Below are 15989 nucleotides of genomic sequence, written 5' to 3'. Positions count from 1 at the left end.
GGTGATGAGGTAGATGGAACACGGTGACGGCGCAGCGGAACTGGACATCAACTGGGACGACGTGCGCGTATTCCTGCTCGTTGCACGCCTTTCCAGCTTCCGGGCGGCATCCCTGGAAAGCGGCGTATCGGTCAACGCCTTGCGCCGGCGAATCGAGACGCTCGAGCACAAGATCAATGCCGTGCTGCTGACCCGCTCGGCGAAGGGGGTAGAACTCACCGAGGAAGGGCGCAAGGTGGAGGAGACCGCCCAGGTGATGCTGGAGCAGGCGCGCGCCCTGGCGCGGCTGTCCTCGCGGTCCAAGCGCGGCCTCAGGGCGACGGTGCGGGTGGGGGCGACCGAGGGCCTCGGCGCCTTCTGGCTGGTGCCGCGGCTGGTCGACCTGTTCGAGCGGGCGCCCGGCATCCAGGTCGACTTTCGCAACGAGATGCGCATGCCCGACGTGTCGGGCCTTGAGGTGGATATCGCGGTGCAGCTTGAGCGGCCGGCCGACGAGAGGCTGAAGGTCGTCCGCCTCGGCTGGCTTCACATCGTGCTGTTCGCCGCCGCCGACTACATCTCCCGCCACGGCATCATCGAAACGTCGCAGGACATTCCCCGCCATCGCTTCATCGAGATCAACGCGCCGCAGATCCAGAGCGGGGCGCTCAAGGAGGAACTGCCGGAGGACGACAGCCGCAGCTTCGTGGCCTTGCGGGTCAACACCGCCTCGGCCCAGGTGCTGGCGGCCACCCACGGGGCCGGCGTGACGGCGCTGCCGACCTATGCCCGGCTTGTGACCCACAAGCTGCATCACGTCGCCCGGGAATTTTCGCTGAAACGGGATATCTGGCTCTGCTATCACCCGAGCGTCGTCGAGTTCCGCCACATGCGGCAGGCCATCGACTGGATCAAATCGTCCTTCGACCAGGAAAAGTACCCGTGGTTCGGGGAAGGATATCTGTCTCCCGATGAAATCGACCGCCTGGCGACGCAGCGCGGACTAGGTACCCTCTTTTCCGGCTTCCGGGACGAGCATAAGTTGTAGCTGACCACACCGACGGCGATGATCTGTCGCGTCGGCAGCCCCGCGGGAAACGGCGATGGAAGAAAAGGCGTTGACACTCCGCCACGAGCTGCCCGGCCTCATCGAGGCGGCGAAGGCCCTCGAGGCCTCGGTGCTCGTGATGCTCCTCACGACCGTCGATGAGGAATTGCGCAAACAGGACAAGGAGCGGCGGCATCCGCCGGGACGCGAGTCAACCGATCGCCCGTAAGCAGGAACCCGGTGTGGGAACCACCTGCAGCCGATTGCGTTCATATGAGTTGAACAGATAAATAGTCCCGATCTTGGCCTCGACTATATAGGAATTTCTGAATATAAGAGCGCGATTCCCTAGAGCGAGGATTGGGAGTCTCATATCGCCGCTACCATGACGGGAAGGCGAGCGTTTCCGGAAATCCTTTTTGACGAGGTTACGGCCTGTTGACTGTCAAGGCCGATTCGCAGGGAAGCGAACCCGTGTTTTGCCCTTACGAATTGGAAATCACGTGTCGTTTCGTTTCCTACGGCGAGTAAAATATGTCTGATAGTCGGCTCCCGACGAAATCCATCGCCAAGTCTCCAACTGGCATTTCAGGCTTCGACGACCTCACGCTGGGAGGACTTCCCACGGGGCGGCCGACGCTGGTGTGCGGAACCGCCGGCTGCGGAAAGACCCTTTTCGCGGCCACTTTCCTGGTTCATGGCGCGCGCGAGCTCGGCGAGCCCGGCGTCTTCGTAAGCTTCGAGGAACGCCCGAGCGACATCGTCGACAACGTGGCGTCGCTCGGCTTCGACCTCGAGGCGCTCATCGAGTCCGAGAAGGTGATCATCGAGCACATCGCCGTCGACCCCTCGGAAGTGGCGGAAATCGGCGATTTCGACCTCGAGGGCCTGTTCCTGCGTCTCGAACTCGCCATCGACACGATCGGCGCGAAACGCGTGGTGCTCGATACGATCGAAAGCCTGTTCTCGGCCTTCACCAACCAGGCGGTGCTGCGCGCGGAAATCCGTCGCCTATTCGACTGGCTGAAGGATCGCGGCCTGACGACGGTCATCACCGGCGAGCGGGGCGACGGAGCGCTGACGCGGCAGGGGCTGGAAGAATACGTCTCGGACTGCGTCCTGCTGCTCGACCATCGCGTCCAGAACCAGATCTCGACGCGACGGCTCAGAATCGTCAAGTATCGTGGTTCCAGCCACGGCACCAACGAATACCCTTTCCTGATCGATCAGGGCGGCTTCTCGGTCCTGCCGGTGTCTTCGCTCGGCCTCAATCACCGCGTGCTGGACGAACGGGTGAGCACCGGAGTGCACGATCTCGATGCCATGATCGGCGGCGGAGGCTTCCATCGCGGATCGAGCATCCTCATCTCGGGCGTTGCCGGTTCGGGAAAATCGTCGCTGGCGGCCAGCTTCGTCGATACGGCCTGCAAGGCGGGCCAGAGGGCGGTCTTCTTTTCGTTCGAGGAATCCGAGGACCAGACGGTCCGCAACATGCGGTCGCTGGGCATCGATCTCGGCGAGCATCTCGCCGCGGGACGGATGAAGTACGTCGCGGCGCGGCCGACCTTCTACAGCCTCGAGATGCACCTCGCCCTGATGCTGCGCGAGGCGATGGCCTTCCGGCCGGACATCTTCGTTCTCGACCCGCTTTCCGCTTTCACCGAAACGGGAAACCGGTCGGAAGTGCATGCCATGCTCCTGCGCATCGTCGACTTCCTGAAGTCGGAAGGCATCACCGGGGTCCTCACCCACCTTACCCAGAACGGCCAGACGGTGATTGAGACCGATTCCGGGCTGTCGTCCCTGATGGACGCCTGGATCCTTCTGCTCAACCGCGAGTCCAATGGTGAATTCAATCGCGAGCTCTATCTGCTGAAGGCGCGTGGGCTCAGCCATTCCAACCAGGTCCGCGAATTCGTGATGGACAGCGACGGCATTCGCCTCATGCTGCCCTACATGGGACAGGGCAAGGCCCTGACCGGCGCCGCACGACGCGTGGCGGAGGCCCAGGAGCGGCGGCAGGAGCGCCTGCGCGAGATCGAGGCCGAAAAGGCGCAACACCTGATCGAACAGCGACGCCGGCGCACGCTGGCGCAGATCGAGATCCTGCGTTCCGAGCTCGAAGCCGACGAAGCGGAGCTGCGCGGACTCGTGGAAACGGAAACAGATCGCCGGACTCAAATCGAGACGGACGAAGCCGAGATGCGCCAATCTCGCGGCAAACGATAGGGAATGTTGATGTCGACGGAAGACGCACCCACGCGCAAGCTGATCCTCTACGTCGCCGGCGAAACTCCCAAATCGCTGGCCGCCATTTCGAATCTCGAGCGCATCTGCCGGGAGCACCTGCCGGGCAAATACCGGATCGAGGTCATCGACCTCAAGAAGAACCCGCAACTCGCGCGCGAGCACAAGATCGTGGCGATTCCCACCCTGGTCAGGGAGCTGCCCATTCCCATTCGCAAGATTATCGGCGATCTTTCCGACGAACAGAAGGTTCTCGTCAATCTCAAGGTCGAATGATGCGGGATTCCCAGGAGCAGGCGCTGCAGAGCCTCATCGACGACCTCCGGCAACGCGTGGCGGAAGCCGAAGAGACGCTGTCGGCAATCCGTGACGGCAGCGTCGATGCCGTGGTGGTCGGCGGTGAAGGCCAAGACGAAGTCCTCGTCATCGGCGACGACGTGTCGGCGTTCCGCAACTTCATGGAAGCCATGGAACCAGGCGCCGTCGCCGTCGATTCCGCCGGCCGGCTTCTCTATGCCAATGCCCGCTTCCGTCAGATTTTCTGCGAGGATTGGGACCAGCTGAAAGGCAAATCCCTTTCCGAGATCCTTCCCGGGTCGGCCGCCCAGATGGTCGGCAAGCTGATCAGCCACGACGATCATGAGGCCGCGCCCTTGTCGGTCTCGTTCCTCGAGCGGGGCGTGGAACGCAACTATCTGGTTTCCGCCCGTCCGGTGCATCTCGGAACCGTGCGAGGCTTCGCGGTGACGTTTTCCGACCTGACCGAGCGCGTTCGCGCCGAAACCGCCGAAAGGGCACAACGGGTCGCCAATGCCATCATCGCGTCGGCGAACGAGGCCGTCATCGTCTGCGACCGCACGCTCACCATCACGCATGCCAACTTCGCCGCCGAGGCGCTATCGACGGAAAAACTGGTCGGCGCCCGGCTGGACACGGCAATTCCTCTCAAGTTTCCCGATGCGACCGGCATCCTGGAGGTCGGCGAACTCGTCGAGTCGTCCCTCGGCGGAACGCCGCTGCGCAGCATAGAAGCCTTTGCTCCGATGTCTCCGGGCGCCCACGACGTTCTCGTGAGCGCCGCCCCGCTCAACATTTCGGACGACGAACCGGAAGGCTGCGTCCTGACGCTGGTGGACCTGTCCCAGCGGAAGAAGGACGAGCGGCAGATGCATCTGCTGATGCGCGAGCTCGACCATCGCGTCAAGAACACCCTGGCGCTGGTCCTGTCGATCAGCAAGCGCACCGCCGCCAGCGAGGAGACGCTGGAGGGGTTCCAGGGCGCGTTCAGCGGGCGCATCGAAGCGTTGGCAGCCACTCACAACCTGCTTGCCGGCGCCTCGTGGGAAAGTCTTTCGCTGCGTCAGATCTTCGGGGCCGAGGTGCTGCCCTACACGGAGACCGGCAGCGATCGCATCAATATCATCGGCCCCGATCTCAATCTCTATCCGCGCGCCGCCATTGCGCTCGGCCTGATCTTCCACGAGCTGGCGACCAACGCCATCAAGTATGGCGCGCTATCCGGGGAGACGGGCGCCATCAATCTGGAAATCCACCCCAGGACGGACTCGCCCTCCATCGAGGTGACCTGGACGGAGCGGGGCGGACCGCCCGTCAAGTCGTTCTCGCGAAAAGGCTTCGGTCATACGGTGATCGCCCGCAGCCTCTCCTATTCGCCGCATGGCGGCACGACGCTCGAATTCGAGCCGACCGGCGTGGTTTGCCATATCCGGATTCCAAGTTCCGACGTGGCCTGAGCCCGCATTTTACTTGCCTCGGCCAACCACGCCGGCCCGCCGATCGACAGGCCGTCAGGCGAGATAATCGGCGAGCACGAAGTCGTCCAAGCCGGCAATGACCGCGTCGGCGTCGGCCAGCACCGAAGGCCTGCCGATGCCGAGCGCCGCCATGCCGGCTCCCTTGATCGAGGCGACGCCGGCCACCGCGTCCTCGACGCCGAGGCAATCGGCCGGAGCGGCGCCAAGCTGGGAGGCCGCCTTCAGGAAGATCTCCGGATCCGGCTTGCCATGCTTGAGGAGCTTTGCGTCGACCACCGCGTCGAACAGATCGGCGATGCCGAGCCGCTCGAGAATGGCCGGCGCATTCTGGCTGACCGAGGCGAGACCGACCCTGAGGCCGGCGGCGCGCACCGCCTCCAGCGTCTCGAGGGCGCCCGGCAACAGGTCGTCCCGCGTCATGGTGCCGATCAGCTCCTTGTACCAGACGTTCTTCATGTCGGCGAGACGATCGAATTCGGGCGGTTCCAGCGCGACGCCGCCCTTGTCGAGGATCATCTTGAGCGACATGCGGCGGTCGATGCCCTTCAGGCTCTCGGCCAGCTCGTCGTCGAAGCCGATATTCAGCGTGTCGGCCAACCGCTTCCAGGCGAGGTGATGGAAGCGGGCGGTGTCGGTGATGACGCCGTCGAGGTCGAACACCACGGCCTTGAACGGCTTGCGCTCGAAGGGGCGCGGCAAAGGCACGGAGCGCACCGGCTCGGCCACCGAAAGATCGATCGGCTCGCCCCGATGGAACAGGCGGATGGCGTCGCCCTCGACGAGACGGAACTCGGCGCCGCCCGCCGCCACCGCGACCTCCAGCGTCCGGCCGTGATCGACCAGGCGGAAGCGATAGCGGCTCCAGCCCTTCGGCAGCGACGGGGCGAAATGCAGTTCGCCTTTCCGCGCCCTGAGGCCGGCGAAGCCATGCACCAGGCTCATCCAGGTGCCGCCCATGGCCGCCGTATGGACGCCGTGGAAGGTGTTGCCGTGGGTGTTGTCGATGTCCATGCGGGCGGTGTCCATGAAGAACTCATAGGCCCGCTCGTGCAGCCCGACTTCCGAGGCGACGATCGAGTGGATGCAGGTGGACAGCGAGGAATCGTGGGTGGTGATGGCCTCGTAATAGTCGAAGTCGCGCCGCTTCACCGCCTTGGGGAACAGGTCGCCGCGCAGGAACAGGGAGAGCACCACGTCGGCCTGCTTGCAGACCTGGTGGCGGTAGATCACCAGCGGGTGATAATGCAGCAGCAGCGGATAGTTTTCGGCCGGCGTGCCGGCAAAATCCCAGACCTTGCGGGCAAGGAAGGCGTCGTCCTGGGCGTGGATGCCGCGCGCCGCGTCATAGGGCAGCCGCAGCCGGTCCGAAACCTCCGACCAGTGCCCGACTTCATCGTCGGCAAGGCCGAGCTTTTCCGAAAGAGCGGCGAACGCCTCCGGCTTCTGCCGGCCCATCCAGCCGGCCACCTCGACGGCGAAGGCGAGATGGGTCTTGGCCATCACGTTGGTGTAGAAGTTGTTGTTGACGAGGGCGGTGTATTCGTCCGGCCCGGTCACCTCGTCGATGTGGTAGCTGCCGCCGACCGGATGGGCGAGATCGGCCCAGATGCGCGCCGTCTCGAACACCAGCTCGGCCGCGCCATCGGCGAGCAGCGAGAGATCGCCGGTGGCCTCGACATACTGCTCGATGGCGAAGGCGATGTCGGCGTTGATGTGGTATTGCGCCGTGCCGGCCGGAAAATAGGCCGAGCATTCCTCGCCGGTGATGGTCCGCCAGGGGTAGAGCGCGCCGCGGACGTGGCCGAGATCGCGGGCGCGTGCCCGCGCCTTGTCGAGATAGCCGATGCGATGGCTGATCAGGGCCCGCGCCAGCTCCGGCAGCGTGCGCAGGAACACCGGCAGGACGTAGATCTCGGTGTCCCAGAAGGAATGGCCCTCGTAGCCCTCGCCGGTCAGGCCCTTGGCGGCGATGTTGGTGCGGCCGTCGCGGCCGATCGACTGGAAGAGGTGGTAGAGGTTGAAGTGCAGGCCCTGCGACAGGGCGTCGTCGCCTTCGATCTCGATGTCGGCCTTCTCCCAGAAGGCGGCGAGGCGGGCGCGCTGCTCGCCGGCCAGCCCCTCGAAGCCGACGGCGCGGGCGGCTTGCAGCGCCTCGGCGGCCCGGTCGGCGAGCTCGGAGGCCGGCGCATCGCGGCTGGTGACGATGGCCGTCATCTTCTCGAGCGTGACCGCCTCGCCGGCCCCGGTCGTGACGCGGAAGCGCTGGGCGAGCACGCCGTCCTGCTCGGACGCCGCGCTGTCGGCAGCCTCACCGCCGGCCAGGCCGGCCAGCGTCTCGATCCTGAGCGTCAGGCCGCTGTTGCGGGTGCGCGACACCAGCGCCGACCGCCCCGGGACGACGACGGTCTCGACGGTGGAAAGCGACCGGGCGGAGGCGCCGGAGCCGAGGCGCGGGTCGAAGCTCTCCTCGCCGCCCCGCACCGCGCTGTCGATGCTGGCGACGAATTCGATGCCGGCGGCGTCGAGCGGCGTCACCGTGACCGACTGGGCGAGGATGGCGCCATGGGAGAGGCTGACGAGGCGCTTCGAGACGATGCGCACCCGGCGGCCGGCCGGCGACTTCCATTCCACGCTGCGGACCAGCACGCCCTCGCGAAAGTCGAGGCTGCGCTCGTAGGCGAGGATCACGCCTGACGCGAGGTTGAAGCGCTCGCCGTCGATGGCGACCTCGACACCCTTGGCGTTGGGCAGGTTGAGCATGAACTCGTTGAGGCGCGCGAAGCCGTAGGCGTTCTCGGGATAGCGGATCGCCTCGGTGTCGTAGAAACCGTTGACGTAGGTTCCTTCCATGCTGGCATCGGGGTCGCCCAGCCAGGCCTCGTCGTGGCTGCCGCGCGTGCCGATATGGCCGTTGCCCAAGGCGAACAGCGTCTCGCGCAAGAGGTTGGCGTCGGCCTCCCAGCGGGTTTCGACCAGACGCCAGGGGTCGGTGGGCAGCGACGAGAGCGTTTGGGAGAGGGTCGCGGACACTTCGGTCTCCTTGGAATGGGCGCGCATCGGCTGGCGGTCCTGTCCGGACCCGGTCGCCGACGACGCGTCAAGCTTCGGCTCTGTTATCGATGAGCCAACGGCGATGGCGCAGGGATGTCAATCGGCCGCGTGGATGTGGGATGGTTCGGAGCGGCGAAGGCTGGAGCGAGGGCAGCCAGCCGGCCATCATCGCCACCGCGGCCGACCAGCGCTCCGCCATCCGGCAATATGACGGCAGCCAGTCCGCAGGCATTGACGAAACCGTCGAGATTGGCTTCCGGCGGCATGAACAGCAGATCAAAGCCAGCGAAGGCTGCTTCGATCCGCCGACAGAGGTTCGAAAGGCGGCGCTGCGCGCGCATTTGAGCCGAAACCGAGCCGCCGAATGCCCTGGCCAGACGTCCGCGCAGATGAGGCGGGAAGAGCTCGGGCAGTTCGGCGAAGATCACGGCAATATCGTCGAGCCGCGGAGCAAGCCAGACATCGTCGTCCATGAGCGCGGCGAACTCGGCAAAGGGGGCGTCATCGGCCGTGACCGTCGACAGGCCGAGCCGATTTGCGACGTCACGGGCCGGGAGGGAGGCACTGTCGCCGAACAGGCCGAGACGCGCCGGCGGTATCAAACGCTCATCGATCCCGCTGGCCTTTTCGATGAAGCAACGGACTATCGTCCCACCAGTGACATCGGCCGCAAAAATGGCGATGCCATCCAGCTCCGGAGCGATGGCGAACAATCCTTCCGTCGAGACAAGTCCCCGTGTCGGTTCGATGGCGGCAACGCCGAACCGGGCGGCCGCGGAAGCAGTGCCCCGATCGTTCGCAATGCCGAAAGCCGCGAGACCGGCGGCAACCGAGGCGGCGGCGCCGGCCGAGGCCTCGGGGCCGACAGGATCGACCGGCACCTTGCCGACCAGGAGGGCGCCGGCGGCCCGCAATCGCTCGACGACGACGGCGTCGCAATCCGGCTGAAAGTCCAGGGCAGGCACGCCCATCGAGGTGGGCAGGCCGACGACATCGACATTGGCGCCGACCACATAGGGCACGCCCCAGAGCGGCAGGTCCGACGGTTCCGGACAGCGGGCGAGAAGATCGCGGGCGGCTTCCTCCAGAGGAGCTCGGACGCAGGCGTCACCGGACGTGGCAAAGCGAGCGGCGATATCGTCGGCGACGTCGAGAAGGCATTCCGGCTCCCGCCCGAAGCGCGCGCGCAGGCCGCCCAGCGTCAACAAGGAGGCGCTCATCGGTACTCCCCCTCTATACTGCCCGTTTGCCAATCGGCCCCTACCAAAAGCGCTTTTGGGCTGGTAACATCGGCGCTGTCCGGCTGTCAATGTTTTTATCTTTTCCGCATGTCGAGCGGCCGGACCAACGTATCGGCAAAAACCCTCATAGCTTTCATGAGTTCTTCTCGTATTCCATTCCGTATAAAAATCGTTCATCCCGCAGTGAAAGCGCTTTTGCCAATGAAGGCAAGCTGTACAAACCGGTGAGCCGGCGCTATACAGGCGCCCTGTTTCCCATGGTATCGGCCCGGTCATGAACCTCAAGGAACTGGCGCGTCATCTCGGGCTTTCCCAGAGCACGGTCAGCCGCGCCCTGAACGGCTACCAGGACGTCAGCCCGGATACGCGGGAACGGGTGCTCGCCGCCGCGCGGCGTTTCGACTATTCGCCGAATGCCAGCGCCCACCGGCTGGCGACCGGTCACTCCGGGGCGATCGGCATCGTCTTTCCCTCCGGCAACGACCCGCTGCTCGACCCGCTGTTCACCGACTTCCTGTCCGGCCTCACCAACAGCGCCGCCCGCCGGCAGACGGACATCCTGGTCAGCGCCAGCCTGGACAGCGCCGAGGCGAGCTACCGGCGCCTTGCCCAGCGGGGCTCGGTCGATGCCGTCGTGCTGTCGAGTCCGCTCGTCGAGGATCCGCGCCTGCCGTTGCTCGACAGGCTGGGCATTCCTTGCGTCGTGCACGGCCGCACCAGGTCGCCGCGTCCCTACGCTTTCCTCGACATCGACAACGAAGGGGCGTTCCGGCAGGCTGCCGAGCTGCTGATCAGCCTCGGTCACCGCCGCATCGGCCTCGTCAACGGCGACAGACGCCAGGCGTTTGCCGTCGACCGCGAAGCCGGCTGGCGCTCCGCCCTCCTGCGGGCCGGCCTGTCGGCGCCGGACACGCTCAACGGCTCCGACATCATGACCGACGAGGCCGGCTACCGGCTGACCGCCGGCATGCTGGCAAACGCGACGCCGCCCACCGCCGTGATCTGCTCCAGCATTTTTTCGGCCATGGGCGCCTGCCGCGCCATCCGCGACCGCGGGCTGACGATCGGCTCCGACATCTCGGTGATCGCCCATGACGACGGCATCACCTCGATCCGGCCGGAGGCCCACCATCCGCCGCTCACCACCACCTTCTCGTCGATCCACCGGGCCGGCGAGCGCATCGCGGAGATCGTCGCCGACCTTATCGACGGCAAGGATCCGGCCCGTTGCCAGGAAGTCTGGCCGGTCGACCTGATCTTCCGCGACAGCACCAGGCCGCCCGCCGGCGCCTGAAGGCCGCCGGAGCCGCATCCTCACCCGCGTCAAAATGCTTCCCACCGTCGCGCTTCCTCGCGTCGCCAGGAACCGCCCGTCCATTTCTCGCGTTGCTTCGAGAGATATGAAAGGAAACGACAATGGAAGCCGACCGCGAAGACGAGATCCGGGCGCGCGCCTATCAGCTTTGGGAAGAGGAAGGCCGGCCCGAGGGCCGCGCCGAGCAGCACTGGTTCACCGCCAAGGAAAGCCTGGCGATCGAGGAAAACCAGGAAAGCACCTATCTGCCGATCGATACCGGCACGGATCCGGAGCCGATCGAAGCCGTCGAGAACACCGGCGAGTTTCCGACGCTCACCGATCAGGGCGAGCTGCAGACTCCCCATCGGGCGGAGCGCGGCGAGCCGCCTTCGACACCCCCGGCGAACAACTGATCCGGCCGTTGACCGCATGACCCGACGCCCACGCCGGCCAAAGCGTCAGTGCTCGGTGATATTGCCCTGATAGTCGAGACGAACGAGGGCCGGCACGCCCTTCAGCCGGGCGCTGGCGCGCCACACCCCATCCGAGCCGAGAACGAGACCGGCTACATGCGTGTAGCCGGCGTTCTCGAGCCAGGCCTTGGCCTGGCCTTCGGTAAAGCTGTTCTCCCCGGTCCGTGGCGCCTTGGTGCCCGTCGGTTCCTGCGCCCGAGGCAACTCGGCCGACGCAAGCAAGGTCGAGAGCGCCAAGCCCCCTATCGCGGCCATCGTTTTCATCGCCTGTCCTTTCGACGTCTGTCTTCCGCGATTTGCATGAATGGCCTCCAACGCCGCGCGGCGGGGATTGTTCCCCCGCGGGCCGCTCGATGTTTGCGCGGGAACGGACGATCCGGAAATTGGCGGATTTTCGCCCGCGCCGGCCCCGCGCCGAGCGATCGGCATCCGATCGGGAAGCCCTCTTCACGGGGAATCGGCGTGCGACGGCTTGACGGTTTCCGCAGGTCGAGTTATTCGTATCACTAATACGTATAATAAAACGACGGGCGGAAACTGACCCATGAAGCGTCCTACGCAGAAAGACGTCGCCAAGCTGGCGGGCGTCTCGCAGGCGGCCGTATCCATGGTGCTGAGCGGTGCGGGCGTCCCCACGGTGTCCTCCGACACGTGGGCGCGCATTACCGAGGCGGCCAGGACACTCGGCTATGCGCCCAACCGGTTCGCGCAGGCGCTCAAGACGCGGCGGACGATGACCATCGCCTGCATCGTGCCGGACATCACCAACCCCTTCTATCCGGTGCTGATCCGCGGCGTGCAGGCCGTGGCGCAGGAAGGCGCCTATGACGTGATTACCGTCAACACCGACGGCGATCCGGCCCGCGAGCGGCATTTTCTCGACTGGGCGCATCAGGGGCGGGTTGACGGCGTCATCGGCGTGTTCTTCACCCTCAGGGCGGCCGATTTCCGCTCGCTTGTCGAAGCCGGCGTACCGGTGGTGCGCATCGAGTCGGCGCGCAAGAAAGGCGGCGACATCGCCATCGACGACATCTTCGTCGACAGCCGCGAAGCCGCGCGCGCCGTCGTCGACTACCTCATCGGCCGCGGCCATCGCCGCATCGCCATGCTGGCCGGCACCGGCGGTCCGCAGCGCGTGCGGGTCGACGGCTACCGCGAGGCGATGGCGGCGGCCGGCATGGAGCCGTCGGTCACCATCACCGACGCCTTCAGCGAAGAGGCCGGTTTCGCCGCCGCGCAGTCGATCCTCGAAAACGGCTACCGGCCGACCGCCATCTTCGCCGCCAACGACCTGATGGCGATCGGCGTCATGCGCGCGTTGCGCGACCGGCAGCTCAGGATTCCCGACGACGTCGCCGTGGTCGGCTTCGACGACATCTCGCCGGCCAGCCTCGTGTCGCCGCCGCTGACCACCGTCAGCCAGTTCCAGGCAAGGATGGGCGAACGGGCGGCCGAGGCGCTTCTCGAGCGGCTGCGCGGCCTGCGGCCGCCGCATGGGACGACGGAGGAGGTCCGCTTTCAGCTCGTCGAGCGCGCGTCCGCCTGAGGAGAGGCCGGCGGCGCCCGAGCGCAGAATTGCCCGCCCGGCCATGCCCGCGGGAGGCGGCCGGTTCCTACCGGCCGGAAAGGAGCCGGATCACGCGATCGACAAGGTCGAGCCAGCAAGCGCGTCGAGCCGGAAAGAACAACAAGGTGGAGGACACACAATGGACAGACGGACATTTCTCGCGGGAGGCCTGGGCGCTTCCCTCGTTCCCCTCATGGGCCGCTTCGCCTTCGCCGCCGGCAAGCCGGTGACCTGGTGGTACGAGAGCGCCACGCCAGAGCAGCAGCAGGCCATCGCCGACGTGCTGATCGGCGGCTTCAACGCCGCCCATCCCGACTACAGCTTGACGATCGACTATCGCGGCTCCGAATTCGACAAGCAGATGCGCGTCGCGCTGCTGTCCGGCACCGGGCCCGACGTCGTCTATACCGCCGGTCCGAGCTACGTGGCGCCGATGGCCCGCGCCGGCCAGTTGCTGGCGCTCGACGACTATGCCGAGACGTTCGGCTGGAACAAGCGCATCCTGCCGGTATTCCTGGAGATGGGCAAATACGACGGCAAGCTCTACGCCTTGCCCAAGACCTACGAGACATTGGGTATCTTCTTCAACCAGACCTTCTTCGACAAGAACGGCTGGAAAGCGCCGACCACCATTGCCGAACTGGAGGCGCTGGCCGACGAGGCCCTCAAGGCCAAGCTGGTGCCGTTCGCCGCCGGCAATGCCAACTGGCGGCCGGCCAACGAGCACTATGTCACCATCGCGCTCAATTCGATCGCCGGGCCGGACAACGTCTACAAGGCGCTCACCGGCGAACTGCCCTGGACGGCCGAGCCTTTCGTCGCGGCGATCAGCAAGTTGAACGACTGGTGGCAGAAGGGCTATTTCGGCCCCGACTATTTCTCGCTCACCGATGAGCAGGCCTTCGCGCTGATGGCCAACGGCAAGGCGGCCACCATGCCGAGCGGCACCTGGCAGTTCCAGCGTATCCCGACCTATTTCCCGCCGGTCAACTCCGAGTGCGGCTTCGTCGGATTCCCGAGCGCCGACGGCATCGGCGAGCCGGTCTACGCGCTCGGCGTCGGCTCGACCCTGTCGATCGCCGCCGTCTCGCAGATCCCGGATGGCGCCGCTGCCGCCATCGACTATGTGTTCTCGCCCGAGTTCTACAGCAAGATGAACTCGGTCTGGCAGGGCGAGTGGAACACGCCGCTGGTCGACCTCAGCGCCGTCCAAATCAGCAACGAAGTGCCGGCGCTCTATGCCGAAACGATGAAGACGTTGGCCGACGCCGTCGCCGACAACCACTACGGCTACACGTCGTGGACCTTCCTGCCGCCGGCGACCGATTCCCAGCTCGTCAACGGCATCGAGGAAGTCTGGCTCGGCCGGTCGACGGTCGCCGACTTCCTCGCCCAGCTCGATGCCACGTTCCAGCAGGAAAAGGCCGACGGCAAGGTGCCGGCCGTGCCGGCCCGCTGACTATGGTGCGGTCGGCGCTCCGACAAACGCTGACCGCTCTATTCTCTTGTTGTCGCATCGCTTTAGCGGAAAACCGGTTCCCACTTTTCCGCACGATGCTCTAGCACGACGAATGGAAGCGGTCGCTCCTGGCCGCTTCCGCTCGCCGGAGACCTTTCGCATGCATCGTCTCTATCTGGTTCCGACGTTGCTGATCAACGTCGTCATCATCTTCATTCCCGCCGTGCTGACCATCGCGCTCGCCTTCTACCGGTGGGACGGCATCGGCATGCCGGTGTTCGTCGGTCTCGCCAACTTCCGGCAACTCCTCGCCGACCGCGTGTTCTGGACGGCGCTCGGCAACAACGTGATCTGGACCGTCATCTTCCTGACGGTGCCGATCGCCATGGGATTGCTTGCCGCGACCATGATGCTGGTCGCCCGCCGCGGCAGCACCTTCTTCCAGGTCGTCTACTTCCTGCCGATGGTGATCGCCACCGCCATTACCGCCCGCGTCTGGCAGGGCATGATCTATTCGCCGCTGTCCGGCATCGCCGGCCTGATCACCCGCGCCGGTTTCCCCGTCCCCAATCCGCTGACGCAGACCTCGACCGCCCTCTACGGCATCGCCGTCGTCGACCTCTGGCACTGGTGGGGCTTTCTCTGCGTCATCTTCTTCGCGGCGCTGCGCCAGGTGCCGCAGGAGCAGATCGAGGCGGCCCGCATCGAGGGGGCGAGCTTCTGGCAGATGCTGCGCTACGTGCTGCTGCCCGGCATCCGGCCGACCATCACGCTGATGATGATCATGACGATCATCTGGTCGTTCCTGGTGTTCGACTTCGTCTACATCCTGACCCAGGGCGGTCCGGCGTTCTCCAGCGAGGTGCTGTCGACGCTCGCCTACCGCAGCGCCTTCTACGACCTCGCCGTCGGCAAGGCCGCCGCCGTCGCGGTGGTGATCAGCCTGTTCGGCCTCGCCACCACCGCCGTCTACATCCGCCTGCAGGCGAAGGAGTTCGACCAATGAGGCTGATCGAAAGCCGGACGACCTTCGTGATCACCTACGCGGCACTGGCGATCCTGTTGCTGATCACGCTGTTTCCGATCGCCCTCCTCGTCCTCAACTCGCTGAAGCCGGCGGCGCAGATCGTCCAGAACCCGCTCGCCTGGCCGGAGGTCTACCGCTGGGACAACTTCGTGCGCGCCTGGAACGACGCCCGCTTCGGCACCACCATGCTCAACTCGGCGCTGCTGGCAGCGCTGACCATCGTGCTGGTCTGCACCACCGGCTCGCTCACCGCCTACGTACTGGCCCGCCGCAAGGTGAAGAGCTGGAAGATCGTCACCTTCTACCTGCTCGCCACCACCACGGCACCGATCCAGCTTTTCCTGTTCCCGCTCTATTTCGGCTTCGCCAGGCTCGGGCTCATCAACAACGTCTTCGCGGTGTCGCTGATCTACACGGCGATCTACTCGCCCTTCGCGGTGATGCTGCTCAGGACCTATTTCCTCGCCGTGCCGAAGGAACTGGAGGAGGCGGCGCTGATCGACGGCGCCACTCCCTGGCAGGTGTTCTCCAAGGTGATGCTGCCGATCGTCTCGCCCGGCATCCTGACCGTGGCGCTGATCATCGGCCTCTATTCCTGGAACGAGTTCCTGATCGCCACGACGTTCCTGCAACGCACCGACCGGCTGACCGCCGTCGTCTCCTTCTTCCTGTTGTCCGGCCAGTACACCTCCGACTGGGGGGAGATCATGGCCGCCGCGCTGATCATCGTGCTGCCGGTGATCGTCCTGTTCATCGCCCTGCAACGCCGCTTCATCGAAGGCATGGCCGGCGGATCGGTCAAAGGCTGAACCGCGCGCCCTTTTT

Annotated in this window: 14 protein-coding genes; 11 read left to right on the top strand and 3 right to left on the bottom strand. The window is 65.6% G+C overall.

Annotated features, from left to right (window positions below; translation table 11 throughout):
• Window positions 1-13: 13 nt before the first annotated feature.
• The 5 genes from CJ014_RS24950 to CJ014_RS24935 all read left to right on the top strand — a co-directional run bounded on the left by CJ014_RS24950 (window position 14) and on the right by CJ014_RS24935 (window position 5028).
• On the top strand, window positions 14-1027 hold the full coding sequence (locus CJ014_RS24950; RefSeq protein WP_100083222.1) for a LysR family transcriptional regulator: 1014 nt from the start codon (window positions 14-16) through the stop codon (window positions 1025-1027).
• Window positions 1028-1082: 55 nt separating this feature from the next.
• Window positions 1083-1256, top strand: coding sequence for a hypothetical protein (locus tag CJ014_RS27970; protein WP_165790985.1), 174 nt, complete (start codon window positions 1083-1085; stop codon window positions 1254-1256).
• Between the two features lie 305 nt (window positions 1257-1561).
• On the top strand, window positions 1562-3256 hold the full coding sequence (gene kaiC, locus CJ014_RS24945) for a circadian clock protein KaiC (RefSeq protein WP_100083221.1): 1695 nt from the start codon (window positions 1562-1564) through the stop codon (window positions 3254-3256).
• Window positions 3257-3265: 9 nt separating this feature from the next.
• On the top strand, window positions 3266-3550 hold the full coding sequence (locus tag CJ014_RS24940) for a circadian clock KaiB family protein (protein WP_425351957.1): 285 nt from the start codon (window positions 3266-3268) through the stop codon (window positions 3548-3550).
• Window positions 3547-5028, top strand: coding sequence for a sensor histidine kinase (locus CJ014_RS24935; RefSeq protein WP_207765860.1), 1482 nt, complete (start codon window positions 3547-3549; stop codon window positions 5026-5028). The genes CJ014_RS24940 and CJ014_RS24935 overlap by 4 nt, the downstream gene beginning before the upstream one ends.
• A 54-nt stretch (window positions 5029-5082) precedes the next feature.
• Here CJ014_RS24935 and pgmB read toward each other — a convergent pair whose 3' ends face one another.
• Window positions 5083-8079: a beta-phosphoglucomutase gene (gene pgmB / locus CJ014_RS24930; protein WP_207765859.1), complete on the bottom strand. Its 2997-nt coding sequence runs from the start codon at window positions 8077-8079 to the stop codon at window positions 5083-5085.
• 83 nt (window positions 8080-8162) lie between these two features.
• Window positions 8163-9320, bottom strand: coding sequence for an amidase family protein (locus CJ014_RS24925; RefSeq protein WP_165790982.1), 1158 nt, complete (start codon window positions 9318-9320; stop codon window positions 8163-8165).
• 295 nt (window positions 9321-9615) lie between these two features.
• Between CJ014_RS24925 and CJ014_RS24920 the strand changes: the two genes are divergently transcribed.
• Window positions 9616-10635, top strand: coding sequence for a substrate-binding domain-containing protein (locus CJ014_RS24920; RefSeq protein ID WP_100083219.1), 1020 nt, complete (start codon window positions 9616-9618; stop codon window positions 10633-10635).
• Window positions 10636-10757: 122 nt separating this feature from the next.
• The gene (locus CJ014_RS24915) at window positions 10758-11051 is read left to right on the top strand and encodes a DUF2934 domain-containing protein (RefSeq protein ID WP_100083218.1); all 294 of its coding nucleotides are present in this window, start codon (window positions 10758-10760) and stop codon (window positions 11049-11051) included.
• Window positions 11052-11096: 45 nt separating this feature from the next.
• Here the strand turns inward: CJ014_RS24915 and CJ014_RS24910 are convergent, their stop codons facing one another.
• Entirely contained in the window at window positions 11097-11366 is a 270-nt protein-coding gene (locus CJ014_RS24910) for a PepSY domain-containing protein (RefSeq protein WP_245427635.1), read from the bottom strand.
• Between the two features lie 289 nt (window positions 11367-11655).
• Between CJ014_RS24910 and CJ014_RS24905 the strand changes: the two genes are divergently transcribed.
• From CJ014_RS24905 to CJ014_RS24890, 4 genes are all read left to right on the top strand, one after another.
• Window positions 11656-12657 (top strand): LacI family DNA-binding transcriptional regulator, encoded by a 1002-nt coding sequence (locus tag CJ014_RS24905; protein WP_100083216.1) that lies wholly within the window; start codon window positions 11656-11658, stop codon window positions 12655-12657.
• Window positions 12658-12817: 160 nt separating this feature from the next.
• Complete coding sequence (locus tag CJ014_RS24900; RefSeq protein WP_100083215.1) at window positions 12818-14137, top strand: ABC transporter substrate-binding protein; 1320 nt, start codon at window positions 12818-12820, stop codon at window positions 14135-14137.
• Between the two features lie 160 nt (window positions 14138-14297).
• The gene (locus CJ014_RS24895) at window positions 14298-15143 is read left to right on the top strand and encodes a carbohydrate ABC transporter permease (protein WP_165790981.1); all 846 of its coding nucleotides are present in this window, start codon (window positions 14298-14300) and stop codon (window positions 15141-15143) included.
• The gene (locus tag CJ014_RS24890) at window positions 15140-15973 is read left to right on the top strand and encodes a carbohydrate ABC transporter permease (protein WP_100083213.1); all 834 of its coding nucleotides are present in this window, start codon (window positions 15140-15142) and stop codon (window positions 15971-15973) included. The genes CJ014_RS24895 and CJ014_RS24890 overlap by 4 nt, the downstream gene beginning before the upstream one ends.
• Window positions 15974-15989 lie beyond the last annotated feature (16 nt).

It is taken from the genome of Pleomorphomonas carboxyditropha, assembly GCF_002770725.1.
GTDB lineage: Bacteria > Pseudomonadota > Alphaproteobacteria > Rhizobiales > Pleomorphomonadaceae > Pleomorphomonas > Pleomorphomonas carboxyditropha.
The sequence above is the reverse complement of the archived record's forward strand: the minus strand, read 5'-3'. Positions and strand labels throughout refer to the sequence as shown.